At 73.0% G+C, this 25,774-nt stretch carries 24 protein-coding genes, 1 pseudogene and 1 riboswitch; of the genes and pseudogenes, 12 read left to right on the top strand and 13 right to left on the bottom strand.

The features are described from left to right. Positions 1-38: 38 nt before the first annotated feature. Positions 39-941, bottom strand: coding sequence for a LysR family transcriptional regulator (locus IE237_RS18480; RefSeq protein ID WP_189803108.1), 903 nt, complete (start codon positions 939-941; stop codon positions 39-41). A 123-nt stretch (positions 942-1,064) separates the two neighbouring features. On the opposite strand from IE237_RS18480, the gene IE237_RS18475 reads away from it, so the two are divergent. Further along, positions 1,065-2,156: an alkene reductase gene (locus IE237_RS18475; protein WP_189803107.1), complete on the top strand. Its 1,092-nt coding sequence runs from the start codon at positions 1,065-1,067 to the stop codon at positions 2,154-2,156. Positions 2,157-2,186: 30 nt separating this feature from the next. Here IE237_RS18475 and IE237_RS18470 read toward each other — a convergent pair whose 3' ends face one another. The 4 genes and pseudogenes from IE237_RS18470 to gad form a co-directional block, all read right to left on the bottom strand. Next, the gene (locus IE237_RS18470) at positions 2,187-2,624 is read right to left on the bottom strand and encodes an iron chaperone (protein WP_189803106.1); all 438 of its coding nucleotides are present in this window, start codon (positions 2,622-2,624) and stop codon (positions 2,187-2,189) included. A gap of 31 nt (positions 2,625-2,655) precedes the next feature. Continuing rightward, positions 2,656-2,916 (bottom strand): annotated as a pseudogene (locus IE237_RS18465) (helix-turn-helix domain-containing protein); the annotation flags it as partial. A gap of 17 nt (positions 2,917-2,933) precedes the next feature. After that, complete coding sequence (locus IE237_RS18460; RefSeq protein WP_189803104.1) at positions 2,934-3,344, bottom strand: VOC family protein; 411 nt, start codon at positions 3,342-3,344, stop codon at positions 2,934-2,936. A 70-nt stretch (positions 3,345-3,414) separates the two neighbouring features. Then, positions 3,415-4,809 carry a glutamate decarboxylase gene (gad, locus tag IE237_RS18455; RefSeq protein ID WP_189803103.1) on the bottom strand — a complete coding sequence of 465 codons (1,395 nt, stop codon included), beginning with the start codon at positions 4,807-4,809 and terminating at the stop codon, positions 3,415-3,417. Between the two features lie 187 nt (positions 4,810-4,996). On the opposite strand from gad, the gene IE237_RS18450 reads away from it, so the two are divergent. From IE237_RS18450 to IE237_RS18435, 4 genes are all read left to right on the top strand, one after another. After that, a complete protein-coding gene (locus tag IE237_RS18450) occupies positions 4,997-5,824 on the top strand; it encodes a class I SAM-dependent methyltransferase (protein ID WP_189803102.1) in 828 nt (275 codons plus the stop codon). Positions 5,825-6,102: 278 nt separating this feature from the next. After that, positions 6,103-6,306 carry a cold-shock protein gene (locus IE237_RS18445; RefSeq protein WP_189803101.1) on the top strand — a complete coding sequence of 68 codons (204 nt, stop codon included), beginning with the start codon at positions 6,103-6,105 and terminating at the stop codon, positions 6,304-6,306. A 193-nt stretch (positions 6,307-6,499) separates the two neighbouring features. Further along, a complete protein-coding gene (locus tag IE237_RS18440) occupies positions 6,500-7,924 on the top strand; it encodes a DEAD/DEAH box helicase (protein WP_189803100.1) in 1,425 nt (474 codons plus the stop codon). 46 nt (positions 7,925-7,970) lie between these two features. Further along, a complete protein-coding gene (locus IE237_RS18435; RefSeq protein ID WP_189803099.1) occupies positions 7,971-8,240 on the top strand; it encodes an SCO5918 family protein in 270 nt (89 codons plus the stop codon). Between the two features lie 91 nt (positions 8,241-8,331). On the opposite strand, the gene IE237_RS18430 is transcribed toward IE237_RS18435, so the two are convergent. After that, positions 8,332-8,691 (bottom strand): hypothetical protein, encoded by a 360-nt coding sequence (locus IE237_RS18430; RefSeq protein WP_189803098.1) that lies wholly within the window; start codon positions 8,689-8,691, stop codon positions 8,332-8,334. Between the two features lie 69 nt (positions 8,692-8,760). On the opposite strand from IE237_RS18430, the gene IE237_RS18425 reads away from it, so the two are divergent. Beyond that, a complete protein-coding gene (locus tag IE237_RS18425) occupies positions 8,761-9,162 on the top strand; it encodes a helix-turn-helix domain-containing protein (RefSeq protein ID WP_229842752.1) in 402 nt (133 codons plus the stop codon). A gap of 31 nt (positions 9,163-9,193) precedes the next feature. Here IE237_RS18425 and IE237_RS18420 read toward each other — a convergent pair whose 3' ends face one another. Beyond that, complete coding sequence (locus IE237_RS18420; protein WP_189803097.1) at positions 9,194-9,808, bottom strand: MBL fold metallo-hydrolase; 615 nt, start codon at positions 9,806-9,808, stop codon at positions 9,194-9,196. 138 nt (positions 9,809-9,946) lie between these two features. On the opposite strand from IE237_RS18420, the gene IE237_RS18415 reads away from it, so the two are divergent. From IE237_RS18415 to IE237_RS18405, 3 genes are all read left to right on the top strand, one after another. Then, entirely contained in the window at positions 9,947-10,855 is a 909-nt protein-coding gene (locus IE237_RS18415) for a GlxA family transcriptional regulator (RefSeq protein WP_189803349.1), read from the top strand. 286 nt (positions 10,856-11,141) lie between these two features. Beyond that, positions 11,142-12,605: a glutamate/gamma-aminobutyrate antiporter GadC gene (gene gadC, locus IE237_RS18410; protein ID WP_189803096.1), complete on the top strand. Its 1,464-nt coding sequence runs from the start codon at positions 11,142-11,144 to the stop codon at positions 12,603-12,605. Next, a complete protein-coding gene (locus IE237_RS18405; protein WP_189803095.1) occupies positions 12,602-13,039 on the top strand; it encodes a hypothetical protein in 438 nt (145 codons plus the stop codon). The genes gadC and IE237_RS18405 overlap by 4 nt, the downstream gene beginning before the upstream one ends. 62 nt (positions 13,040-13,101) lie before the next feature. Here IE237_RS18405 and IE237_RS18400 read toward each other — a convergent pair whose 3' ends face one another. After that, positions 13,102-14,439 carry a YhgE/Pip domain-containing protein gene (locus IE237_RS18400; protein ID WP_189803094.1) on the bottom strand — a complete coding sequence of 446 codons (1,338 nt, stop codon included), beginning with the start codon at positions 14,437-14,439 and terminating at the stop codon, positions 13,102-13,104. A 197-nt stretch (positions 14,440-14,636) separates the two neighbouring features. Here IE237_RS18400 and IE237_RS18395 point away from each other — a divergent pair, with 197 nt between their 5' ends. Further along, on the top strand, positions 14,637-15,284 hold the full coding sequence (locus IE237_RS18395; RefSeq protein WP_189803093.1) for a MerR family transcriptional regulator: 648 nt from the start codon (positions 14,637-14,639) through the stop codon (positions 15,282-15,284). On the opposite strand, the gene IE237_RS18390 is transcribed toward IE237_RS18395, so the two are convergent. Continuing rightward, positions 15,281-16,603 carry a hypothetical protein gene (locus IE237_RS18390; protein WP_189803092.1) on the bottom strand — a complete coding sequence of 441 codons (1,323 nt, stop codon included), beginning with the start codon at positions 16,601-16,603 and terminating at the stop codon, positions 15,281-15,283. The genes IE237_RS18395 and IE237_RS18390 overlap by 4 nt on opposite strands. 101 nt (positions 16,604-16,704) lie before the next feature. Between IE237_RS18390 and IE237_RS18385 the strand changes: the two genes are divergently transcribed. Continuing rightward, positions 16,705-17,664: a D-2-hydroxyacid dehydrogenase family protein gene (locus IE237_RS18385; protein ID WP_189803091.1), complete on the top strand. Its 960-nt coding sequence runs from the start codon at positions 16,705-16,707 to the stop codon at positions 17,662-17,664. A gap of 33 nt (positions 17,665-17,697) precedes the next feature. Here the strand turns inward: IE237_RS18385 and IE237_RS18380 are convergent, their stop codons facing one another. The 3 genes from IE237_RS18380 to IE237_RS18370 form a co-directional block, all read right to left on the bottom strand. Beyond that, positions 17,698-18,054, bottom strand: coding sequence for a GntR family transcriptional regulator (locus IE237_RS18380; protein ID WP_189803090.1), 357 nt, complete (start codon positions 18,052-18,054; stop codon positions 17,698-17,700). Between the two features lie 2 nt (positions 18,055-18,056). Next, positions 18,057-18,998, bottom strand: a complete 942-nt coding sequence (locus tag IE237_RS18375) for a DUF1648 domain-containing protein (protein WP_189803089.1) — start codon at positions 18,996-18,998, stop codon at positions 18,057-18,059. Positions 18,999-19,160: 162 nt separating this feature from the next. Then, a complete protein-coding gene (locus tag IE237_RS18370) occupies positions 19,161-20,036 on the bottom strand; it encodes an alpha/beta fold hydrolase (RefSeq protein WP_189803088.1) in 876 nt (291 codons plus the stop codon). 275 nt (positions 20,037-20,311) lie between these two features. Here IE237_RS18370 and abc-f point away from each other — a divergent pair, with 275 nt between their 5' ends. After that, positions 20,312-21,919 (top strand): ribosomal protection-like ABC-F family protein, encoded by a 1,608-nt coding sequence (gene abc-f / locus IE237_RS18365; RefSeq protein WP_189803087.1) that lies wholly within the window; start codon positions 20,312-20,314, stop codon positions 21,917-21,919. Here the strand turns inward: abc-f and cobN are convergent. Then, positions 21,916-25,533 carry a cobaltochelatase subunit CobN gene (gene cobN / locus IE237_RS18360; RefSeq protein WP_189803086.1) on the bottom strand — a complete coding sequence of 1,206 codons (3,618 nt, stop codon included), beginning with the start codon at positions 25,531-25,533 and terminating at the stop codon, positions 21,916-21,918. The two genes, abc-f and cobN, sit on opposite strands and share 4 nt — an antisense overlap. A 38-nt stretch (positions 25,534-25,571) precedes the next feature. Next, positions 25,572-25,700: riboswitch (cobalamin riboswitch) on the bottom strand. Between the last annotated feature and the right edge of the window lie 74 nt (positions 25,701-25,774).

The raw sequence follows: 25,774 nt of genomic DNA, 5'->3' as shown, positions 1-25,774 counted from the left end.
GGAGGAGCGCCCGCGGGGGGATCCCGGGCCGTCGCCGTCTAGAGCGCGCGGACCGTGTCCACGAAGGCGCGGACGCGGGCGTTCTCGGTGGTGGTCGGCCAGACGAAGCCGTAGTCGACGGTCGGGGCGTCCCGGAAGGGGACCCAGGCGACGTCCGGGCGGGCGTAGTAGCGCTCCGCGTCCTTGCAGGCCGGGGAGACGCCCCCCTCCAGGCCCACGAGGTTCATGATCTCCGTCCAGTACGTCGCGGCCTGGCCGTGCGCGATGGGCACGCCCCGGGGGGTGCGGCGCGGGTAGTGGTGGTCGAGCCAGTACTGCGGTACGTCTCCGGCCACGGGGATGAGCGTCGCCTCCGCCAGGTCCTCCAGCGACACCGACGCGCGGCGGGCGAAGCGGTGCCCGGCCGGGACCATCAGGACCCGGGGCTCGGAGATCACGACCGGGCCCAGCGTGAGGTCGGGCTCGTCCACCGGGTGCTCGGTGACCTGGAGGTCGAGCCGGCCGCCCCTGAGCGGCCCGAAGGGGTCGGAGAGCTGCACCTCCTGGACCTCGACCGCGCAGTCCGGGTAGCGGTCGCGGAAGACGTCGGCCGCCTTCAGCAGCACCTCCGCGACCATCGGGCTGGAGTAGCCGACGCGCAGCACGCCCGTGATGCCCCGCCCCATGGCCACCGCGCGGTCGACGGCACGCAGCAGCTGCTGGTGGACGGGCAGCAGGTCCTCGCGCAGCTGCCGCCCGGTCGGGGTGAGGGCCACGCGCCGGCTGGTGCGCTCGAACAGCGGGACGCCGATGCGGCGTTCCAGCTTCTTGATGGTCTGGCTGACCCGCCCCTGGGCCAGGCCGAGCCGCTCCGAGGTGCGCCGGAAGTGCAGCTCCTCGGCCAGCGCCAGGAAGACCTCGATCTCGTGTCGCTCCACCGCGGCGGCCCCCCATGCCTTCATCGGTGAGTGTGGGTCACCGATCGTAGCTGAGATCGATCTTGTTCGTCCGGAGCGTCCGCCCGAGGGTGGAACCACCCCCTCTTCCGCTCACACCGACTCTCCTACCTGCAAGGGACGTTCCTCATGACCACCGTCTTCGATCCCGTCCGGCTCGGCGGAGTCGAGCTGCCCAACCGGCTCGTGATGGCTCCGATGACCCGCAACCGCGCCGACGACGACGGCGTTCCGACCCCGATCATGGCCACGTACTACGCGCAGCGCGCCTCGGCCGGCCTGATCGTCGCCGAAGCCTCGACGCCGAACGCGGTCGGGCAGACGTACCCGAACATCACCGCCCTCCACAACGACGCCCACGTCGCCGGATGGCGGCGCGTCACGGAGGCGGTGGGCGCCGCGGGCGGCCGGATGTTCCTCCAGTTGCAGCACGGCGGCCGGATCGGGCACCCCGACAACAGCGGCGGCCTGCATCCCCTCGCGCCCTCGCCGGTGCCGCTCCCGGACACGATCTTCACGCCCCGCGGGCATCGACCCGCCGTGGTTCCGGTCGAGATGAGCGCCGACGACATCCGCACCACCGTCGCCGACTTCGCCGCCGCCGCGCGCCGGGCCCTCGACGCCGGATTCGCCGGAGTGGAGGTGCACGGCGGGAACGGCTACCTGCTGCACCAGTTCCTGGCCTCCGGGACCAACCACCGCACCGACGGCTACGGCGGCTCCCCGGCCGGCCGCATCCGGTTCGTGGTGGAGGTCGTGCGCGCCGTCGCCGAGGCCGTCGGACCCGGGCGGGTGGGCCTGCGGATCGCCCCCGGAGTCACCGCCAACGGCATGCACGAGGACGACGCCGAGACCGTCTACCCGGCGCTCGTCGACGCCCTCTCCGGCAGCGGCCTCGCCTATCTGCACGTCGTCTTCGCCGACCCCGACCAGCCCCTCTTCCAGCACATCCGCAAGCACTGGGAGGGCACTCTGATCGCCAATCCCATGCTGCCGTGGCCCGGTCCGCTCCCCGCCGACGGCGGCCTGCGGGAGGGCGAGCGGCTCCTGGCCGCCGGAGCGGACCTCGTCTCGCTCGGCCGGGCGTTCCTCGCCAACCCCGACCTGGTCGAACGGCTGCGCCGGGGCGCGCCGCTCAACCCGCTGCGGGACAAGGGGCTGATGTACGTGGGCGGCGAGGAGGGGTACACCGACTATCCCGCCCTCACCGAAACCTCGTAGGCCCCTCACCCGCCTACCGCCGGAAGGGCCTCAGCCGGCCGCCCGGGCGACGAGGGCCGCCAGGCTCTTCTCCGTCGCCGGGTCCAGGTCCGTCAGGGCGTACGAGGTGGGCCACAGGGGGCCCTCGTCGAGGGCGGCCTGGTCGCTGAAGCCGACGGTGGCGTACCGGGCCTTGAACTTCTCGGCGCTCTGGAAGAAGCAGACGACCTTGCCGTCCCTGGCGTAGGCCGGCATGCCGTACCAGAGCTTCGCGGTGAGTCCCGGGGCGTTCTCCTTGACGAGGGCGTGGAAGCGCTCGGCGAGGGCCCGGTCCGCGTCACCCATCTCGGCGATCTTCGCGAGCACGTCGGGCTCGGTGTCCGCCTTCGCCCCGCGCCGCTTCGTCGCCTTCAGCTCCTTGGCGTGCTCCTTCATCGCGTCCCGCTCCTCGGCCGTGAAGCCGTCGTAGGACTTGTCGCTCGCGCTCATGGCGGGTTCCCCTCGTGGTCGGTCGGTGTCAGGACGCGGTGCCGCGCAGCAGCAGCGTTCTCGCGCGTTCCGCGCGGCGGGTCAGCAGGTAGTCGTACGGCGAGTCTCCGTACGCGGTCCGGAAGCGGCGGCTCAGCTGCCCGGCCGCCATGCCCGCGCCGCGGGCCAGTTCCAGGACGTCCAGCGGCCGGTCGTACTCCCGGTCGATCCGGTCGCGGACGCGCCGCAGGCGGGCGAACTCCTCCAGGCGCAGCGCGGTCGTCCGGGCGCGCGCCCACGCGGGGTGGCACATGGGAGCCCCCCTGACCCTCAGCGGAGTTCCTGGATGCGGATCAGGTTGCCCGCGGGGTCGCGGAACGCGCAGTCGCGGATGCCGTACGGCTGCTCCGTCGGCTCCTGCACGACCTCCGCGTCGGCGGACCGCACCTTCTCGAAGGTGGCGTCGAGGTTCCGGGTGGCCAGAAGGATCCAGCCGTAGGTGCCCTTGGCCATCATCTCGGCGATGGTGCGGCGCTCGTCCTCGGTGATGCCGGGGTCGACGGCCGGCGGCGCCAGGAGGATGGACGTCTCCGGCTGCCCCGCGGGGCCGACGGTGATCCACCGCATCCTGCCCTGGCCGACGTCACTGCGGACCTCGAAGCCGAGGGCGTCCCGGTAGAACGCCAGGGAGGCGTCCGGGTCGTCGTGCGGGAGGGCGCTGGTGTGAATGGTGATGTCCATGGCCCTCACGCTAGTTGTGCCTCCCGGTCCGGCGCTTCTCGAATCCTGATCGGTGTGCGCCGGGACCGTCTCAGTGGTGGAATCCGGAGCGGTCGGCGTCCGCCGGTACGCCCTGCGTCAGGCGCTCCAGGGCGCGGCCCATGTCCTGCGCCAGCAGGTCGACCTCGTCGCGGCCGATGCCGTGACGGATCATGACGCGCTGGATGACGGTCTCCTGCCGGTCGGGGGGCAGCGGGTAGGAGGGGACCTGCCAGCCGCGCATCCGGAGCTGGTCGGAGAGGTCGTACAGGCTGAAGCCCGCGCCCTCGGGGTCGGTGAGGGTGTACGAGACGGCGGGCAGCGCGCCCTGCCCGTCGTAGAGCAGCGTGAACGGGCCCATCGCCGCGATCTTCTCGGCGAGGTACTGGGCGGTCAGCGCGCAGGCCTCCTGGACGCGCCGGTAGCCGGCCCGCCCCAGGCGCAGGAAGTTGTAGTACTGGGCGATGATCTCGCCGCCGGGACGGGAGAAGTTCAGGGCGAACGTCGGCATGTCGCCGCCCAGGTAGCTCACCCGGAAGACGAGTTCCTCCGGCAGGAGGTCGGCGGTGCGCCACACGGCCCAGCCCACGCCGAGGGGCGCGAGGCCGAACTTGTGGCCGGAGGCGTTGATGGAGGAGACCCTCGGCAGCCGGAAGTCCCAGACGAGGTCCCGGTGGAGGAAGGGCGCGATGAAGCCGCCGCTCGCCGCGTCGACGTGGATCGGGATGTCGAGGCCCGACTCCTGCTGGATCCGGTCGAGTTCGGCCGAGAGCTCGGCGACCGGCTCGTAGTCGCAGGTGTAGGTGACGCCGAGGATCGCGACGACGCCGATGGTGTTCTCGTCGACGTAGTCCTTCAGCTGGTGCGGGCGCAGGCCGGTGGCACCCGGCTCGACCGGGACCTGACGCAGCTCCACGTCGAAGTAGCGGGCGAACTTGTCCCAGCAGATCTGCACGGGGCCGCAGACGAGGTTGGGCCGGTCGGTCGGCTTGCCCTCGGCACGGCGCTTCTCCCGCCAGCGCCACTTCAGGGCGAGGCCGCCGAGCATGGCGGCCTCGCTGGAGCCGGTGGTGGAGCAGCCGAGCGCCGCGCCCTCGCCGGTCGCGCTCCCGGGGGCGTTCCACAGATCGGCCAGGATGTTCACGCACCGCGACTCGATCTCGGCGGTCTGCGGGTACTCGTCCTTGTCGATCATGTTCTTGTCGAGGCACTCGTTCATCAGCTTGCGGACCTCGTCGTCCGTCCACGTCGTGCAGAACGTCGCCAGGTTCTGCGAGGCGTTGCCGTCGAGCAGCAGCTCGTTGTGGAGCATCGCGTAGACGACGGCGGGGAGGGACGACTCCTCCGGCATCCGGTGCTTCGGCAGGACGCGCTCGCTCAGGGCGGAGGCGAACACATCGGTGGCCGCGTCAGCACTCTTCGGGGCCTTCATCTCGTGGAGCGCCACAGTTTCCCCTTCGATCAACGGACTTGTCGACAGTCCTCTCATCAACCCATGGGGCCGGGCGGGGCGCTCGGCAGCGGCCGCGACCGTTGACCCACCCGGGTGAGGGGGCCGCCGAGGCCCTGTCCCGCGGCTCCCCCGACCAGTACGTTCCGGACGAAGTGGATCATTACCGGAAGGCCCCCACCTCATGACCCCTCGCACGACCACCGGCTCGCTCGACGGCACGACCACCGGTGCGGCCACCGACTCGACCACCGGGGCGATCAACGATCCGACCGCCGGGGCGATCAACGGCGGCGGCCGGCCGGACGTCGCCGACGCCTACGAGTCCTACGACGACGTCCCCGAGCGGCTCCTCGGCTACCCGGCCGTCTTCCACGCCCTCGGCATCGGCTCCTCCGCCGTCCGTACGGTCCTGGACTACGGCTGCGGGCCGGGCAGGGTCGCCACCCGCGTCGTCGAGGCCTCCGGTGCGCGCGTGGTCGCCGTCGACATCTCGCCCCGCATGCTGGAGATCGCCCGTGAGCGGCGTCCGCACCCGCGGATCGAGCACCGGCTGACCGAGGACGGCGGTCTCGGCTTCCTCGCCGACGGTTCCGTCGACGCCGCCATGGCCTGCTTCGTCTTCGTCACCACCGCGGAGATCGCCGACCTGCACGAGATCGCGGCCGAGACGCACCGGGTGCTGCGCCCCGGCGGCCGGTTCGCCGTCCTGGACGCCAACCCCCGCACCACGGGCATCCGGTTCTCCACCTTCCGCAGCGGTGAGCCCGGACGCGTCTACACCAAGGGCGAGCGGCGGCGGTCGCGCCTCGACCTGCCCGGCGGCGCTCCGCTGGAGCTGGTCGACCACCACTGGCCCTGCCAGACGTACCTCGATGTGCTCGGCAAGGCCGGCTTCACCGACCTGGACGTCCACGAGCCCGTCCTCACCCACCAGTCGGCGCTGCTCGGGAGCGATCCGGCGGAGGCGGGCCATCCGCCGTTCCTGGTGGTGTCCGGGGTCAAGCGGTGAACGGCGCGGCCCGGCCGAGGAAATCTGATACGGCGAACTGAGAATTCAGCACGAAGCCCCGTGAGAATTTCTCCCCCGCAGCCGCCGGGCGAAATAAGTCACCCCATCGGGCCGTATCCCCCGTGCTACTGTCGATAGCAGTTGCAGTTGTGGTTCCCAAAGCATGAGCATTGCCGGTCCTTCCGGCTGGCCGGTCTTTTTCCGGTCGGGGCGATCATCGCGGCGACACGGAATCCGCACGGTGTGGATTCCGAGCACTGCCCCGAAGGAGAAATGACATGGCATCTGGCACCGTGAAGTGGTTCAACGCGGAAAAGGGCTTCGGCTTCATCGCGCAGGACGGCGGCGGCCCGGACGTGTTCGCCCACTACTCGAACATCGCCTCGCAGGGCTTCCGTGAGCTCCAGGAAGGCCAGAAGGTGACCTTCGACATCGCGCAGGGCCAGAAGGGCCCGACGGCCGAGAACATCGTCTCCGCCTGACGCTGACGCGCAGTACGAGCTGGGGCCCGCACCTTGGGGTGCGGGCCCCAGCTCGTTGCATATCCCGGCGGCCCCGCCCGAAAATCTGCCCGGGGCGCACCCATACTTCCGGTCCGGCTTGTCTCGCAATTATCCGTGCTGCACGTCTGCTGCGGGAATTCCTTGATACGTGCCGCATCGAGGAAGGTTCTCCATGAACCGCACACGCACGCACAGCCGCACCCACCGCCGCTCCGGCGCCGGCAGCGGCTCCCGCGGCCGGGGTCCCGTCGCCGCGCCGGCCGAGTTCGCGCCGCCCCGGACGATCACCCCGGCGCTGCCGCCCGTCGAGGCCTTCGCCGATCTCGATCTGCCCGGTCCCCTGCTGGCCGCCCTCACCGCCGAGGGCGTGACCGTCCCCTTCCCGATCCAGGGCGCGACCCTGCCGAACACCCTCGCGGGACGGGACGCCCTCGGGCGCGGCCGGACCGGCTCCGGCAAGACGCTGGCCTTCGGCCTCGCGCTGCTCGCCCGGACCGCCGGGAAGCGCGCCGAGCCCCGGCAGCCGCTCGCCCTGGTCCTCGTCCCCACCCGCGAGCTGGCCCAGCAGGTGACCGACGCCCTCGCTCCGTACGCCCGCGCCCTCGGGCTCCGGCTGGCCACGGTCGTCGGCGGCATGTCGATCGGCCGCCAGACGGGCGCGCTCCGCGCCGGCGCCGAGGTCGTCGTCGCGACCCCCGGCAGGCTGGGGGACCTCATCGAGCGCGGCGCCTGCCGGCTGGACAAGGTGGCGGTCACCGTTCTCGACGAGGCCGACCAGATGGCCGACATGGGCTTCATGCCGCAGGTCACCGCGCTGCTCGACCAGGTGCGCCCGGAGGGGCAGCGCATGCTGTTCTCCGCGACCCTGGACCGCAACGTCGACCTGCTCGTACGCCGCTATCTGAACGACCCCGTCGTGCACTCGGTCGACCCGTCCGCCGGTGCCGTCACGACGATGGAGCACCACGTGCTGCACGTCCACGGCGACGACAAGCAGGCCACGACGGTGCGGATCGGGGCGCGGGACGGACGCGTGATCATGTTCCTCGACACCAAGCACGACGTCGACCGGCTGACCCGGGAGCTCCTCCACAGCGGTGTACGGGCGGCCGCGCTGCACGGCGGGAAGTCGCAGCCGCAGCGGACCAGGACCCTGACGCAGTTCAAGACCGGGCACGTCAACGTGCTCGTCGCCACCAACGTCGCCGCCCGCGGCATCCACGTCGACCGCCTCGATCTCGTGGTCAACGTCGACCCGCCCGCGGACCACAAGGACTACCTGCACCGCGGCGGCCGCACCGCCCGCGCGGGCGAGTCCGGCAGCGTCGTCACCCTGGTCACCCCGAACCAGCGGCGGGGCATGGTCCGGCTCATGGCGGACGCGGGCATCCGCCCGCACGTCACGAAGGTGCACTCCGGCGAGCCCGAGCTGCACCGCATCACCGGCGCGCGGACCCCGTCGGGCGTGCCCGTCGTCATCACCGCGCCCGTCGCCGAGAGCCGCCGGGACGGCGGCCCCGGCCGCACCCGGCGGAGCCGCCCCGCACGCTCCACGCGCCGCACCGCACCGCGCCGGCCCGCCCTCGGCACCGCCTGAGGCGTCCGCCGGCTCCCCGACCTCCCCCTACCCCCTGAGAGGCATCATGCGCTGTGTCATCGCCCGTTTCCCCTTCGACCTGACGAAGAGCGGCGTGCTGGATTCGATGAAGGGCGTCAAGCCCGAGCCGGGCACCGGCGACTTCGTGACCATCGGCCGCCGCCGGTACCCCGCGAAGCAGGTGGGTGAGGTCGTCACCCGCCAGGACCGGCGGGACTTCAGCTCCGGCGAGGTCGTCCGCGCGATGACCCGCCTCGGCTTCACCTGCGGCACCGCCGCCACCCTTCCCGGGGACGAGCCCGCCGAGGGCGTCTGAAACCGGGTCGCCCGGTGACGTGATCGCGTGACCGGGCACCGACGACGAGGGCCCGACCGGGTGTGCACCCCGGTCGGGCCCTCGTCGTCGCTCAGTGGTCGGAATAGCTGAAGTCGCCGACCGTCCAGGCGCTGACGTCCGCGATCGCGACGCGGTACATCCCGCCGGTCTCCGGCATGCCCACCGTGCCCTGGAGGATCCGGGCGAGGTGGAAGTGGAGGTGGGTGGGGGGTTCGTCCTTCCGTGCGACGGGACTGAAGACGCGGGAGAACTCCGCCAGACGGGACGAATCCGTCAGGACCTCCGACACCCGCTGTCTCCACAGGGCCTCAGGGGCCAGTCGCCCCGTGAGCACCACACCCCCCGCGACCACGGTCAGGGACATCTGATTGCTCCGCCCGGACTCCACCGTGGCGGCAATGTCTACGAGCAGCTCGTCAGGCTTCGACATGAGAGCCGATTCTAGGCGCCGCACCCTCCGGTGGTTGAATTTCCTCCAGGGCCCCAAGAAGAGGTGCAGATGACAGCGGACAGTCCGCTCGGCGACCGACTCGACGACGACGACTACCCGGCGTACACGATGGGGCGGGCCGCCGAGATGCTCGGCACCACCCCCGGATTCCTCCGCGCCATCGGCGAGGCCCGCCTCATCACTCCGCTGCGTTCCGAGGGCGGCCACCGGCGCTACTCCCGCTACCAGCTGCGGATCGCCGCCCGCGCCCGGGAACTCGTCGACCAGGGCACCCCGGTCGAGGCGGCCTGCCGGATCGTCATCCTGGAGGACCAGCTGGAGGAGGCCCAGCGCATCAACGCCGAGTACCGCCGCGCGGCGGAGCAGGCGCAGGCGGACCGGGACGCGGCCGGGGACGCGGAGACCGGGCGCACGGAGAAGGACGCGGGCAAGGAGCCGGGCGCCCGCTAGAGAGGGCTTTCCGACGCGGCGCCGTGCCGTCCTAGAGCGGCGCGGTGTCGTCCGCCGGGAAGGCGGGGCCGTGGCCGGGGACGATGACGTCGGCGGCGGCGAGGACGCGGAGGCGCGAGTCGCGCAGCTGCGCGTGGTCGGGGGCCACCGGGTCCTCGACGGGGCCGTTCGGCCGCCACCACAGGTCGCCCACGAAGGCGACGACGCCCTCGGCGGTGCCCGCGAGGAGGGTGATGTCCTCGGCACTGTGGCCGGGGGTGCGGATCAGCCGCAGGGAAGGGGCGAGTTCATGGCCCTCGGCGTCGCGGTCGGTCCACTGGTCGTTCTCGTAGATCGCCTTGTGGTCGTGGACGCGGGCCCGGCCGAAGAGGCCGACGTTCATGGTGTTGTCGGGGTGGTGGTGGCTGAGCACCACGTCGGTGATGTCGTCGGGGCCGAGGCCGAGTTCCGCGAGCGGGCCGAGGATCCGGTCGCGGCCGGCGACCATGCCGGGGTCGACGATCACGTGCCGGTCGCCGTCGTGGACGTACGAGACGGTGGCGGCGACCCCGGGGCCGGTGGAGAGCGTGTAGCCGGTGGTCAGGATCGTGTAGGTGGCGGTGTGGGCCCGGAGGGTCTCAGCGGCGGTGTTCTTCGTCGTCGTCATGCCCCAAGTCTTCTGCGGGGCGGGGTCTTTCACGAGTGGCCGTGCTGCCACTGATCGCGGGAATCGTGCCACCCGTGCCACACTTCCCGCGTGCCGCCCTTCCTCACCGTCGCCGCCTACGCCCCGCACGGGGTCGGCATGCTCGGTGCCGGGATCGTCTCGGAGGTGTTCGACGCGCGCGGCCAGGGCCTGCCCGCCTTCGACTTCGCGCTCTGCACCGACCGGCCCGGCCGGGTCCGTACCGATGTCGGGCTGCCGCTGGTGGTCGACCACGGCCTGGAGCGGCTGGCCGGCGCCGATCTGGTGATCGCCCTGCCGTGGGCCGGGTTCCGTACGCCGCCGGGGCCCGCCGTGCTCGACGCGCTCGGTGTCGCCCACGCGCGCGGGGCGCTGGTCGCGGCCCACTGCGTCGGGGCCTTCGCGCTCGCCGCGGCCGGGCTGCTCGACGGGCGGCGGGCCACCACCCACTGGCGGTTCGCCGGGCTCCTGGCCGAACGGCACCCGGAGGTCACCGTCGAGCCCGACGCCCTCTACGTCGACCAGGGGACGGTGGTGACCGGCGCGGGCGCCGCCGCCGGCTTCGACCTGTGTCTCCATCTGCTGCGGCGGGAGTACGGGGCGACCACGGCCAACGCCATCGCCCGGGACCTGGTGCTGCCGTCCCACCGCGACGGCGGCCAGGCCCAGTACCTGGCGACCCCCGTGCCCGAGGACAGCCGGGACGAGCGCCTCACCGACGTCCTGGCCTGGGCCCGGGAGAACCTCCACGAGCCGCTGCCCGTCGCCGAGCTGGCCCGCAGGGCCCTGATGAGCCGGCGTTCCTTCGCCCGCCGTTTCGCGGCCTCGACCGGCACCACCCCGCACGCCTGGCTGCTGGGGCTGCGCCTCAGCCGGGCCGAGGAGCTCCTGGAGACGACCGAGCTCCCGGTCGAGGAGATCGCCCGCGCGGTGGGCTTCGGCAGCGCGGCGGTGCTCCGCGCCCAGTTCGTCCGCCGCCGGGGCGTGCCCCCGCGGGCGTACCGCCGTTCCTTCAGCCGTACGTCCTGACCGGCGGCGCTCCGGCGCGGTCACAGGGCGAGGAGGAGGACGGCCAGGGCCGAGCCGGGTACGAGGCCGGCGAGTACGCCGGGGTCCCCCGAGGACACCTTCGCCTTCGGACTCACCGCGCTGCTCGACGGCCTCGAGAGGAGCCTGCGGCCCGACGCGGCACGGGGGTGACAGGGGGTCAGGGGGCTCAGGCGTCACAGCCGTAACCCGTACGGCCGACCCCGGTTGCCGGGCCTCCGGGGCCGTTCAAGGCTGAGCCGATCGCCCAACCCCGCGGGAGGCCCCCTTGAGCAGCATCGACACACCGGCCGACGTCCCCAAACCGCGGGCGGCGACACGGCCCGCGCCCACCACGCTCACCTGGGTGACCCTCGCCCTGATGACCACCGCGTCGGTGGCGAGCCTGCGGGCCGCGCCCACGATGGCCGTCTACGGCCTGGCCTGCGTCTTCCTCTACCTCGTCCCGGCGATCGTGTTCCTGCTGCCGACCGCCCTCGTCTCCGCGGAGCTCGCCTCCGGCTGGAACGGCGGCGTGTACCGCTGGGTCTCGGAGGGGCTCTCGAAGCCGCTCGGATTCCTGGCCGTGTGGTGCCAGTTCGCGATGACGATCTTCTACTACCCGAGCCTGCTCGGGTTCGTCGCGTCCACCATCGCGTACATCATCGATCCGGCACTCGCCTCCAGCGGTCCGTACACCGCGATCGTCATCGTGGTCCTCTACTGGACGGGCGTCTGGATCTCCTCGCGCGGCACCAAGGCGCTGGCCGGACTGGCCAGTTGGGGCCTGATCATCGGCACCCTGATCCCCGGCACCCTGCTCGTGGTCCTCGGCATGGTCTTCCTCGGCCAGGGCAACCCCTCCGCCGCCCCGATGAACGCCTCCCACCTGCTCCCGCAGTGGACGGGCCTGGCCAGCCTCGTGCTGATCGTCAACAACTTCCTGTCGTACTCCGGCATGGAGATGAACGCCGTGCACGTCTCCTCGCTGAAGGACCCGCCGAGGGAGTACCCGAAGTCGATGTTCCTGGCGATGGGCCTGGTGCTGCTGATCTTCATCCTGCCGGCGCTCGCCATCAGCTGGGTCGTGCCCGCCGACCAGCTCAGCCTCACGGCGGGCGTGATGCAGGCGTTCGACGCCTTCTTCCAGTACTTCGGCATCGGCTGGCTCACCCCGATCGCCGCCGTCGCCCTGGTGTCCGCCTCGCTCGGCGGCATGCTCACCTGGCTCGCCGGCCCCTCGAAGGGCCTGCTGGAGATCTCCCGACAGGAGGGCTACCTGCCGCCGTACCTGCAGAAGCTGAACAAGAACGGCATCCAGCAGAACATCCTGGTCACCCAGGGCGTCGTCACCACGATCATCGCCCTGGGGTACGCGCTGATCCCCAACGTCTCCAGCGCCTACTGGATCTTCTCGGTCATCACCACGCAGGTGTACCTGATCGTGTACCTGCTGATGTTCACCGCGGCGATGCGGCTGCGGAAGACCCAGCCCGACCACCCCCGCGGCTACCGGGCACCCGCGCTGGGCGTCCTGTGCGTCACCGGCCTGCTCGCCTCGCTCGCCGCGCTGTTCATCGGCTTCGTCCCGAGCTCCCAGTTCGGCAGCGGCAGCGTCTGGGCGTACATCGGCATCGTCGGCGGCGGCCTGGTCATCCTGGGCTTCCTGATCCCCTGGGCCTTCCTGAAGTTCCGCAAGCCGAGCTGGCGCACCGCCGACGCCGACATCCCGAGCGAGGGAGACCGGGCATGAGTCCCACCCGCTTCGCCTCCGAGCACAAGGTGATCTACTGGGGCACGATCGTGATCCTCGTCGGCCTCGTGATCACCGGCCTCGTCCGCTACGAGAGCGTGAAGACGAACAACGAGACCGAGTCCAAGGCCAAACAGCTCCAGGAGGAGCTGGTGAAGGCCGGATACCCCGCCCCCGACACCGACACCATCGAGCGGCTGCTCGGCACCGACGGCGGCCAGGTCTGCGAGCAGCCGGGCAACGCCCTGAAGACGGCGCTGTGGAAGATCCAGCAGGCCAACGGCGCCGCGGGCCCCGGCATGCGGCCCGTCATCTCCGACACCAAGGCCGTCCAGGCCGAGCGGATCGTCCTCCAGGTCTACTGCCCGGACAAGCTCGACGACTTCGACGACGAGGTGGAGGACCTCAAGACCGACGACACCGTCCGCCGGTGACGTGCGGCGCGTGACCACGACGCCGAGCGGGGGCCGCCCGGTCCGGGCGGCCCCCGGTCCGGTCAGCCGGCCGGGGTCAGCCGGAGATCCGAACGGTGCAGCCCCTTGCGGTCGTAGAGGCGGGTGAGGGCGAGACCGAGGAGGAGCGACCCGGCGAAGCCGACGGCGGTCATGGTCCAGGCGCGGCCGAGTCCCGCGTCGGCCCGCGCCCCGAAGTAGAGGATGGACCGGACACCGTCGACCACCTGGCGGAACGGCTCGAACTCCGCCAGGAAGCGGTAGAAGTCCGGGAGCGCCTGGAGCGGGATGGTGGCGCCGGCCGACGGGATGGCCAGGCCGATCAGGACGAGCATGGAGACGATGGGGCCGGGGGTCCCGAAGACGGCGAGCAGGGCCAGGGCCGTGATGCCCATCGCCGCCGTGGCGCACGTTCCGAAGATCCACAGCAGGGGCAGGTGCGAGGCGTCGATGCCGACGACGCCGACCGCGCCGGCCATCGCGAGGGCGGAGGTCAGCATCGACAGGACGGCCATCAGCACCGAGCAGACCACGAAGTGGTGCACGCGCGTCATGTGCTGGGCGGGCTTGACGAAGCGGAACGGCCCCTTGTCGTTGGCCAGGTAGCCGAGGGCGGTGTCCACCTGGGCGTGGATCACGTTGGCGCCCAGCATGCCGCCGAGGACCAGGACGAGGGCGTAGAAGAAGGCGCTCAGTCCGAGGCCGCTGTGGGTGCCGAGGGGGTGCCCCTCCTCGACGGTCGCCTTCACGGGGTCGGCGATCATCAGCTGGGCGGCGGCGCCGCCGGGCGCGGCGGTCCGGCCGGTGGCGGCGGACGCGGGGTGCCGCGCGGCCTGCCGGCCGAGCTGCTCGGTGAGGCCGCGGCCCACCTGCGCGGAGGTGGTGGCGACGACCTTGTGGTTGATCTCGGCGGCCATGCCGGAGCCGAAGCTTCCGGCCGCCGGGTTGGTCAGCACCGTCATGGTCGGCGGGTGCGGTGCGCGCTGGGGAGGCCCGGCGAGTGCGGCGACGTCGGCGGAGAAGTCCTCCGGGATGACGAGCGCGCCGAAGACCTCGCCCCGGGCGAGCAGGTCGTCGGCGGTGCGGCGGTCGACCTTCTTCCAGGAGACCTTGTCGCGGAGTTCGGCGGACCCGGTGATCCGCGTGGCGATCTGCGCTCCGAGGTCGATCCGCTTCCCGGCCACCTCCGTCCCCCGGTCGCTGTCGACCAGGGCGATCGGCAGGTCCTTCGTCGCGCCGACGGGGTCGTTGTTGGCCCCCAGATAGAGCATGGACAGGACGAGCGACAGCAGGCCGAGGACCACCGCCGACGGCAGCCACACCCCGCGGCGGCGCAGCAGTCCGCTGGCGCTGACCCGGAGGAGGGGGGTCGGTTCGGACATGGCGAGGGGCTCCAGCTTCGGTGGCGCGCCGGCGGGGCGCTGGGATCGACGGGCAGAGGGGAGTGCCGTCTGTGCAGGTGAACGGCTTTCTGGAAAGTACCACTTTCCAGTTGAAGAGTGGCACTATCCAGAAGGGGGTGCCACAGGGAACGCCTGGGAGACTGGTCACACACAGAACAGACCGAGCGAGAGCGCGCATGAGAATCTCTGACCTGAGCCGTCTGTCCGGGACCCCGGTCGGGACGATCAAGTACTACCTGCGTGAAGGCCTGCTGCCGCCCGGCCGGCAGCTGGGAGCCACGCTGAGCCTGTACGGGGACGAGCACCTCCAGCGCCTGCGCCTCATCCGTGCCCTGACCGCCCGCGGCGGCCTGTCGATCGCCGCCACCCGCGACGTCCTCACGGCCATGGACGAGCCCCTCGATCCGCTCGCCACGCTCGGCGTCGTGCACTACGCGCTCCCGACGCCGGTCGACGCCGCCGAGACGGACTCGGTGGACGAGCAGGCGCCCCGCGTCGACGAGCTGGTGCGGGCCATGGGCTGGGAGATCTCCGAGGACTCGCCGCACCGCCGCGCCCTCGCCGCGAGCCTCATGGACCTGGGCCGCATCGGCGCCGACTACAGCACCGAGGACCTGCTGCCCTACGCCGAACTGGCCGCCGCCGCCGCGAAGCTCGACCTGGACCGGATCAAGGCGCTCGACGGCTCCGAGGACCGCTTCAAGCTGGCCGAGCACGCCGCCGTCGTCGTGCTCCTCCTGGAACCGGTCCTGGCCGTCCTGCGCCGCCTGGCCCAGGAGAACGAGACCCGGCGCCGGGGCGCCTGGGCCCCGGACGCCCCTTAGGCCGGGCCGGAACCGGCCGTCTTCTCCGGCGGGGAGGCGGAGGTGTCCCCTGCGGGTTCCTCCGCCAGGAAGGCCACCACCGCGAGGACGAGGAGCAGGACGAGGACGACGCCCACGACGACCCAGGCGGTGGGGTAGGACCAGAAGACGAGGACGGCGGCCGCCCCGGCGACGAGGATCCAGGTGATCCAGGTGCGGTAGCGGGCGACGAAGGGGCCCACCGGGCCGAGGTTCATGCCCGCGTGGTCGGCGGTGGAACGGGTGGCCGTGATGCCGGAGCGCCAGAGGCCGCGGACGAGGACGGCCGGGCGGCTCGGGCCGGAGAGCCAGGCGGCCAGGGCGAGCAGGATGCCGAGGGTCGCGTACACCCGGACCGAGGTGCGCAGGAAGCGGATCAGGGTGTCGTAGACGGAGCCCGCGGCGGCCGGGGAGACGTCGGCGGGCAGGGCGTTCAGGTAGACCGTGCGGAAGACGGTGAGGGCGACACCGAGGACGATCGCCGCGAAGGCGACGCCGAGGGCCGCGGCGATCAGGGTGCGGCGGCGCCGCACGGCGAGCAGCACGCCGCCCGCGACGAGCAGGACCGCGATCACCGGCAGCCACACGCCCATCAGCTGCAGCAGCGAGAAGCCGGTCTTCACCTTGCCGATGTCGTCGGACTTCACGACCGTGAAGTTGGTGTGGATCTCGGGGATCTTGGCCGCGACATCGAGCCCGGAGTCGACGAGCCGCTGCTTCACGCGGTCGATCACGGGCGCGAGGTCGATCGTGACCGTGTCCGTCTCGATCTTCACGGCCCCTTCGTCGCTGCCGGTCAGGGCGCGGTCGAGGGAGGTGTGGATCGCGCGGTTGGCGTCGGTCCAGATCGTCTGGAAGGCCGACGAGGCGACGACGTCCTGCGCCCGCTCGTGGACGAAGCTCTTGACCGCGCTCTCCAGGGAGCCGCCGAGCTTGCCGAGGGCCTTCGCCGCCAGGGGCCGCTGCTCGGGGGCGACGCCCTCCAGGAGGGACTGCAGGTCGATGTGCTCCATGACGGCGTTCGTCACCCGGGTGGCGACGGCGGCCTGGATGTCGGGGTCGTCGGCGAGAGGGGCGACGGTCTGCACGTACCGGTCGGTGTCGCCGACGATGCTCGACGTCCAGGAGGCGACGATGCCCAGGGGGACGAGGACGCAGCCGATGACGATGAGCAGGGCGGCGAAGAAGGAGCGGAGGCGGTGGTGGGGCGGCGGGGCGGCCGCCTTGTCCGCTTCCAGGGCGGCCACCCGGGCCCGGAGCACCGAGAGTTCGTCGCCGCTTTCACCGGCAGATTCGCTCATGGCACCCACTCCTCATCACGGGACAGATATGGCGATTCTGCGCAAGGGTGACCGTTCTGTCGCCCTGGATGGCGCGTGCGGGTGTACGCGATCATGCGGTCATGAAGCTGCGCTGCGCCGTACTCGACGACTACCAGGGCGTCGCCCTCACCTCCGCCGACTGGAGCCCGCTCGCGGACCGCGTGGACGTCCGCGTGCTGCGCGAGCACCTGACGGACCGGGACGCGCTCGTCGCCGCCGTCGAGGACTGCGAGGTCCTCGTGGTGATGCGGGAGCGGACCCCGGTCGACGCGGAGCTCCTGGCCCGCCTGCCCCGGCTCCGGCTGCTCATCACCTCCGGCATGCGGAACGCCTCGATCGACGTCGCCGCCGCCCGCGCGCGGGGCGTGACGGTCTGCGGCACCGCGAGCAGCCCCGCACCGCCCACCGAACTGACCTGGGCGCTCCTCCTGGGCCTCGCCCGCCACGTACCGGCGGAGGCGCGGGCCGTGCGCGAGGGCGGGCCGTGGCAGTCCACGGTCGGCGCCGACCTGGCCGGCCGGACCCTCGGCCTCGTCGGCCTCGGCAAGATCGGCGCCCGGGTGGCCCGGATCGGTCTCGCCTTCGGCATGGACGTGGCCGCCTGGAGCCCGAACCTGACGGAGGAGAGGGCCGCCGAGCACGGCGTGCGGCTCGCGAAGGACAAGCGGGACCTGCTCGCGGGCAGCGACTTCGTCTCCCTGCACCTGGTGCTGTCCGACCGCACCCGGGGACTGGTCGGGGAGCCCGAACTGCGGGCGATGCGCCCGTCCGCGTACCTCGTCAACACGTCCCGGGCGGGTCTCGTCGACGGCGCCGCGCTGCTGCGGGCGCTACGTGAGGGATGGATCGCGGGGGCGGGGCTCGATGTGTACGAGACGGAACCGCTGCCCGCCGACGACCCGCTCAGGACGCTGCCGAACGTCCTCGCCCTCCCCCATCTGGGCTACGTGACGGAGGCCAACTACGGGCGCTACTTCGGCCAGGCGGTCGAGGACGTCGAGGCGTTCCTGGCGGGGTCGCCGGTGCGGGAGCTGGGCTGACGCCCCCCGCTACCCCGCTACCCCGCTACCCCGCTACCCCAGGCTCGTACGCGCCAGGTCCAGGAACTCGGCTTCCGTCAGGCCCAGTTCGCGGGCCTCGGCGGCGGCCTCCCGGAGTCGGGAGACCAGCCTGGCGCGGTCGGGGGCGGTGGCGCCCGGGACGATCAGGGCGCCCCGGCCGCGCCGGAGCTCGATCAGGCCCTCCTCGCGGAGCCGCTGGTAGCCGCGGAGGACGGTGTGGACGTTGACGCCGAGGGAGTCGGCGAGTTCCCGCGCGGCCGGGAGCCGCTCGCCGGGGGCGGCGGAGCCGTCGGCGAGGGCCCCGCGGACGCAGGCGGCGATCTGGTCGCCGAGGGGGACGGCGGAGGCCGGGTCGACACGGAAGAGCACGGTCAGACCTTCCCATGCCGCTCGGCGAGGGTGTTGAGAAGGGCCGCGGCGGTCCGCGCGTCGGGCACGGTGACGGCGAACTCGCGGCCGCCGGTCCGCCGTACGACGAGGGCCTCGCCGGACCGCAGGATCACGCCCGTCCGGTGGGCCCGGACCCGGTAGCCCCATCCGCCGAAGTCGGCGAGTGCGTCGACGTCCCGGACATCGGCGCCCGCGACCTCGTCGAGCGGGATCCGAAGACGGGGCCGGGAGGCGATGGCCGGGCGGACGGTGAGGCCGCGCCGGTCGACGCTGACCCGGATGCGGGCCAGGGCGAACCCGGGCACGCCGATGACGAGGCCGAGGAGGCCGAGCAGGGCGCCCGGCCAGGGCGCGAGGAGCAGGACGGCCGGGGTGACGGCGAGGGCGAGCACCGCGAGGACGGTGAGCGGCCGGGAGCCGATGGCACGGGTCCAGCCGGCGACCTCGCTCGCGCCGAGCGGGAGGCGCGGGCCGTCGATGACGGGCGCCTCGGCGTCCACCGGCGGGACGAGCCGGGTCAGGGCCCAGCCGCCGAGCGCGAGGAGGCCCGCGACGGCGGCCGCGACGGTGAGGTTCGCGAGGGGCGAGGAGACCAGGGCCGCGTCGACGGCGTCCAGGTTGTCCCGTACGAGGAGGACGAGGAGCGCGCCGGTGAAGCCGGCGGTCGCCCAGGCCCCCCACAGGGCGGTGCGGCGGACGAGGAGCGTCCAGCCGGCGCCGAGACCGAGGAGCAGGGCCGTACTGATCACGGCGAAGGCGGCGCGGCTCGTGAAGCCGTCGGCGCGGCCCGAGGCCCCGAAGTGGGTGGCGAGGGGATCGGACAGCCGGTCGTACCGGAGGGCCAGCACCAGCAGGTGGACGGCGAGGGCGAGAACGAAGGGCAGCGCGGCGAGCACGCGGAGACGATACGTGGCACGGTTCATGGCAAACCTCCCTTGTTCGCACTCTACTAGAACAATGCGGTTGCAGGGAGGGGATTCTCGACGGCGTCGGTCCCGGGAACGCCGAAGCGGCGGCCGCCGAGCAGGCAGCCGCCGCGAAGAAGGAGCGCGCCCGAGGGAGAGCGCCTCCGAGAAGGAGCCCGATCAGCCCCGGTCGCCGTCCAGCGCGGCCCGCAGCGCCTCGGCGAACTCCGCCGGGGCGCCGTGCTGTCCGAACTCGCCGCCCAGGAAGCCTCCGTGGTGGCTCGGGAAGACGGCGAGCGGGGTGCCGAGCCCCTCGGCGACGGCGACCGCCGCGCGCGCGGCGAACGTGCCCTCGGACTCCTTGCCCGCGGCGACGACGATCCGGGTCGGCGCGGCGCGCAGCGCGGGGAAGTCGGGGAGGTAGGAGGTGCAGCCGCGCATGTTCTGCCCGAGCAGCGGGTCGCCGCGCGAGCCGTCGTCCTCGGCGGGCAGGCCGAACGCGGCCGGGTCGGGGGCGGGCTCGTCGGCCCAGTCCGCGGGGAACTCGCCCTGCCGGCCGGTCAGCGCGAGGAACTTGGCCATCGCGGGACCCCAGCCGTCCCGCAGATAGGTCGCGTGGACGTCCGCGCAGACCCCGAGCGCCGCCTCCCGGTCCGGGACGACCTGGGCGGTCGGCGGCTCGTGCGCGACGAGGGTGTGCACCAGGTCGCCCCGGCGGGCCACCAGGGCGAGGGCGTTGACCGCGCCGCCGCTGCTCGCGAAGACGTCCACGGACCCGGCGCCGAGCGCCTCGATCAGCCGGGCCAGGTCGTCGGCGTGCTCCTCGGGGAGCGTCTCCGCGGCGCCGTCGGTGCGCTCGCTGCGGGCCACCCCGCGCGGGTCGTAGGTCACGACGGTCCGGTCGGCGAAGTGGGAGGCGAGCGTGGTGAAGCCGCTCGCGTCCATGGGGGAGCCGATCAGCAGCAGGGGGCGCTCGTCGGTCCCGGTGCCGGGGCGCACGTCGTAGCGCAGGGTCGCACCGGTGGTGTCCAGGGTGCGGGTGCCGGTCTCGGCCATGGTGATCTCCTCGGTGGTGAGCCTGTCGTGGGGGTAGACCCCCGGCCGCACCGGAACTCATCGGAGTTCAGCGGATCCCTCCGCGCTTTTTCCCACACTGCTGCGGCGCCGGTCGGCGGGGTCGCGCCGGCGCTCCTCCGGCCCCGCCGGCCGCCGACCCGTCCCCGACGAGACGGAACGTCTTGCGAAAGGGTCGGCCTTGACGTACCTTCGGAGCAACGAGACGAGACGTCTCGTATTGCTAGATCCTTGTCCCCGAGGTCAGGAGGTCGCCCTTGTTCCGTGCCCAACTCACCGACGTCACCAAGCGCTACGACGACCGGCACGACCGGAACCGGACCGTGCTCGACCGGGTCTCCCTCACCGTCCGCCCCGGTGAACGCCTCGGAGTCGTCGGCGACAACGGCTCCGGGAAGTCCACCCTCCTCCGGCTTCTCGCCGGCCTGGAGTCCCCCGACAACGGCACCGTGACCGTCGACGCCCCCGGCGGCCTCGGCCACCTCGCCCAGACCCTCGACCTCCCCCCGGACGCCACCGTCGGCGACGCCGTCGACCACGCGCTCGCGGAGATACGGGACCTGGAGCGGGCGATCCGTACGGCCGAGGCGGAGCTCGCCGCCACCGGCGACCTCGCCGGATACGCCGGGCTGCTCACCGCCTACGAGGCCCGGGGCGGCGCCGGGGCCGACCGGCGCGTCGAGACCACCCTTCGCCGGCTCGGCGAGCCCGGCCCGCTCGACCGCGAACGGCCGCTCGGCACGCTCTCCGGCGGACACCGCTCCCGGCTCGCCCTGGCCGCCGTCCTCGCCGCCGAGCCCGAACTGCTGCTGCTCGACGAGCCGACCAACGACCTCGACGACGAGGCCGTGGCCTGGCTGGAGGACCGGTTGCGCGCCCACCGGGGCACGGTCGTGGCCGTCTCCCACGACCGGGCCTTCCTCGACCGCGTCGCCACCGCCGTCCTGGAGGTCGACGAGGACCGCCACACCGTGCGGCGGTACGGCGACGGCTACGCCGGCTACCTCACCGGACGCGCCGCCGAACAGGCCCGCAGACAGCGGGAGTACGAGGAGTGGAAGGCCGAGCTCGCCCGGCACCGGACGCTCGCCGACACGAACATCGACCGGTTCTCGGCCATCCCGCGCAAGGCCCCGGCCGCCTTCAGCGGGGCGGGCGCCTTCCGCGCCCGGTCACGGGCGCACGGCGCGATGAGCCGTATCCGCTCCGCCCGGGAGAAGGCCGCCCGGCTCACCGCCCACCCCGTGCCCGCACCACCGGAACCGCTCCGCTTCCGCGCGGACCTCGGCGCCGGGACCGGAGCGGGCACGGCCGTCGACCTGGCCGGCCTGCGGGTCGACGGCCGGCTCCGCCTCGACGCGCTCCGCCTCGACCCGGGCGAGCGGCTCCTGCTCACCGGGCCCAACGGCGCGGGAAAGACCACCCTCCTCCGGGTCCTGGCGGGCGAACTCGCCCCGGACGCGGGCACGGTGACCGTGCCCGCCCGGGTCGGGCTGCTCCGCCAGGACACGGCCCCGCCCCTCGACCCCCGTACGGTGGGCGAGGCCTTCGGAGAGGGCCGCGAGGACGAACTGCTCGCCCTCGGGCTCTTCGCGGCCCGCGATCTGACGACCCCGGTCCGGCTGCTGTCGACGGGCCAGCGCCGCAGACTGGAACTGGCCCGGCTCGTGACCTCCCCCGCCGATCTGCTCCTGCTCGACGAGCCGACCAACCACCTGGCCCCCGGCCTGGTGGAGGAGATGGAGGCCGCGCTCGCGGAGTACCGGGGCACGCTGGTCGTGGTCAGCCACGACCGGCGGCTGCGGGAGGGCTTCCGGGGCCGCCGCCTGGAACTGGCACCGGCCCCGTCGCTCGTGGGGGCTTAGCCCTCACCCTCCAGGTCGCCCTCCGTCTCCAGGAACACCTGGCGCAGGGCGGCCAGGGTCTCCGGGTCCGGCTTCTCCCACATGCCGCGCGACTCGGCTTCGAGGAGCCGCTCGGCGATGCCGTGCAGGGCCCACGGGTTGGCCTCCTTCAGGAAGGCCTGGTTCTCCGCGTCGAGGACGTACTCCTGGGTGAGCTTGTCGTACATCCAGTCGGCGACGACACCCGTCGTCGCGTCGTACCCGAAGAGGTAGTCGACGGTCGCCGCCAGCTCGAACGCGCCCTTGTAACCGTGGCGGCGCATCGCCTCGATCCAGCGCGGGTTGACCACACGGGCGCGGAAGACCCGGGAGGTCTCCTCGACGAGCGTGCGGGTGCGGACGGTCTCCGGACGGGTCGAGTCGCCGATGTACGCCTCGGGGGCCGTGCCCGTCAGCGCGCGGACGGTCGCGACCATGCCGCCGTGGTACTGGAAGTAGTCGTCGGAGTCGGCGATGTCGTGCTCGCGGGTGTCCGTGTTCTTCGCGGCCACCGCGATCCGCTTGTACGCGGTCTCCATCTCGGCGCGCGCCGGACGGCCTTCGAGCCCGCGCCCGTACGCGTACCCGCCCCACACCGTGTACACCTCGGCCAGGTCGGCGTCCGTGCGCCAGTCCCGCGAGTCGATCAGCTGGAGGATGCCCGCGCCGTACGTGCCCGGCCGGGAGCCGAAGATACGGGTGGTGGCGCGCCGCTCGTCGCCGTGCTCGGCGAGGTCGGCCTGCGCGTGCGCCCGCACGTAGTTGTCCTCGGCGGACTCGCCCTCCAGGCCCGCCACGAGCCGGACGGCGTCGTCGAGGAGCCCGATGACGTGCGGGAACGCGTCCCGGAAGAAGCCCGAGATGCGCAGCGTCACATCGACGCGCGGACGGCCGAGCTCGGCGAGCGGGATCGGCTCCAGGCCGTTCACCCGGCGCGAGGCCTCGTCCCACAGCGGGCGGACGCCGAGCAGGGCGAGCGCCTCGGCGACGTCGTCGCCCGCGGTGCGCATCGCGCTCGTGCCCCACAGGGAGAGACCGACCGAGGTGGGCCACTCGCCGTTGTCGTCGCGGTAGCGGGTGAGCAGCGAGTCGGCGAGCGCCTGGCCGGTCTCCCACGCGAGGCGGGACGGCACGGCCTTCGGGTCGACCGAGTAGAAGTTGCGGCCGGTCGGCAGGACGTTGACCAGGCCGCGGAGCGGGGAGCCGGACGGGCCGGCCGGGACGAAGCCGCCGTTCAGGGCGTGCACGGCGTGCGCCAGCTCGTCGGTGGTGGCGGCCAGGCGCGGCACGACCTGCTCGCAGGCGAAGCGCAGCACGGCGTGCACCTCGGAGCCGTACGCGGCGGCGACCGCCGGGATCGCGTCCACGGACCAGTCCGCGGCCTCCATCGCCTCGACCAGCTCACGGGCCTTGGCCTCCGCCTCGTCGGCGGTGGTGCGGGTCGCGGCCGACTCGTCCAGGCCGAGCGCCTCGCGCAGACCCGGCAGCGCCTGCGTGCCGCCCCAGATCTGGCGGGCGCGCAGGATGGAGAGGAGCAGGTTGACCCGGGCCTCGCCCTCCGGGGCGCCGCCGAGGACGTGCAGGCCGTCGCGGATCTGGGCGTCCTTGACCTCGCACAGCCAGCCGTCGACGTGCAGCAGGAAGTCGTCGAAGCCGTCGTCCTCCGGGCGCTCCTCCAGACCGAGGTCGTGGTCGAGCTTGGCGGCCTGGATCAGGGTCCAGATCTGGGCGCGGATCGCGGGCAGCTTCGCCGGGTCCATGGAGGAGATCTGCGCGTACTCGTCGAGCAGCTGCTCCAGGCGCGCGATGTCGCCGTACGAGTCGGCGCGGGCCATCGGCGGGACCAGGTGGTCGACCAGGGTGGCGTGGACGCGGCGCTTGGCCTGGGTGCCCTCGCCCGGGTCGTTGACGAGGAACGGGTAGATCAGCGGGATGTCGCCGAGGGCCGCGTCGGGGCCGCAGGCGGCGGACAGACCGGCGTTCTTGCCGGGCAGCCACTCCAGGTTGCCGTGCTTGCCCAGGTGGACCATGGCGTCGGCGCCGAAGCCGCCGTCCTCGGCGCGGGCGGCGATCCAGCGGTAGGCCGCCAGGTAGTGGTGGGACGGCGGGAGATCGGGGTCGTGGTAGATCGCGATCGGGTTCTCGCCGAAGCCGCGCGGCGGCTGGATGAGGATCAGCAGGTTCCCGCGGCGCAGGGCGGCGAGGACGATGTCGCCCTCGGGGTTGCGGGAGCGGTCCAGGAACATCTCGCCGGGCGCCGGGCCCCAGTGCTCCTCGACATGGGTCCGCAGCTCCTCGGGGAGCGTCGCGTACCAGCGCCTGTAGTCGGCGGCCGGGATGCGGACCGGGTTCTTCGCGAGCTGCTCCTCGGTCAGCCAGTCCTGGTCGTGACCGCCGGCCTCGATGAGGGCGTAGATCAGCTCGTCGCCGTCGCCGGAGACCAGGCCGGGGAGGTCCTCCTCCGGCCCGAAGTCGTACCCCTCGGCGATGAGGCGGCGGAGCAGCGACACGGCGGAGGCGGGGGTGTCGAGGCCGACGGCGTTGCCGATGCGGGAGTGCTTCGTCGGGTACGCGGAGAGGACGAGCGCCAGCCGCTTCTCGGCGTTCGGGATGTGGCGGAGCCGGGCGTGCCGGACGGCGATCCCGGCGACACGGGCCGCGCGCTCGGCGTCGGCGACGTACGCGGGCAGACCGTCGGCGTCGATCTCCTTGAAGGAGAACGGGACCGTGATGAGGCGGCCGTCGAACTCCGGCACGGCGACCTGGCTGGCGGCGTCCAGCGGGGAGAGACCCTCGTCGTTCTCCTCCCAGGCGGCGCGCGAACCGGTCAGGCACAGCGCCTGCAGGATCGGCACGTCGAGCGCGGCGAGCGCGCCCGCGTCCCATGCCTCCTCGTCGCCGCCGGCCTGCGCCTCGGCGGGCTTGGTGCCGCCGGCCGCGAGGACGGTCGTGACGATCGCGTCGGCCGTGCGGAGGGTCTCGACGAGCTCCTCCTCCGGGGCGCGCAGGGAGGCCACGTACAGCGGGAGGGCCCGCGCCCCGGCGTCCTCGATCGCCCCGCACAGGGCGTCGACGAAGGCGGTGTTCCCGCTCATGTGGTGGGCGCGGTAGTAGAGCACGGCGACGGTCGGGCCGTCGGTGTCCTTCGCGACCCGGTCGAGCGGGCCCCAGGTGGGGGCGGCGGCCGGGGCCTCGAAGCCGTGGCCGGTGAGCAGGACCGTGTCCGAGAGGAAGCGGGCCAGCTGCTCCAGGTTGGCCGGGCCGCCGTGCGCCAGATAGGCGTGCGCCTCGGTGGCGACGCCGACGGGCACGGTGGAGGACCCCATCAGCTGGGCGTCGGGAGCCTGTTCGCCGCTGAGCACGACGACCGGCTTTCCGGCGGCGAGGACCGTGTCCAGGCCCTCCTGCCAGGAGCGGAGTCCGCCGAGGAGCCGGACGACGACCAGGTCGGCGCCGTCGAGCAGGGCGGGGAGGTCGGCCAGGGGGAGACGGGAGGGGTTGGCGAAGCGGTACTCGACCGCTCCCTCGGCCTGGGCGGCGTTCGCCGCGCGGGCGCTGAGCAGGTCGGTGTCGGAGTGCGACAGCAGCAGGAGCATGGCGAGCTCAGGCCTTCCTCGGGGTTGTCCGCGCCCCGGGTGGTCAGATGGACGGCGGGAGTTCCTGACTCACCCGTGGGTCACGGGCTCACAGTGGCGGGACCGCGCCGGATTCTCACCGGGCTTCCTCCCCGGGGTCCTGGGACCCCATGCCGATCTGCATCCTAGATCGTGCGGTCTCCGGGCCGGAGGGAGCCGGAGGGTCGGCCGGATCACACTCGGTGGCCGCCCGGTTCCCCGT

The organism is Streptomyces tanashiensis, assembly GCF_014648895.1.
GTDB classification, from domain to species: Bacteria; Actinomycetota; Actinomycetes; order Streptomycetales; family Streptomycetaceae; genus Streptomyces; species Streptomyces tanashiensis.
This window is presented reverse-complemented; position numbering and strand designations above follow the sequence as displayed.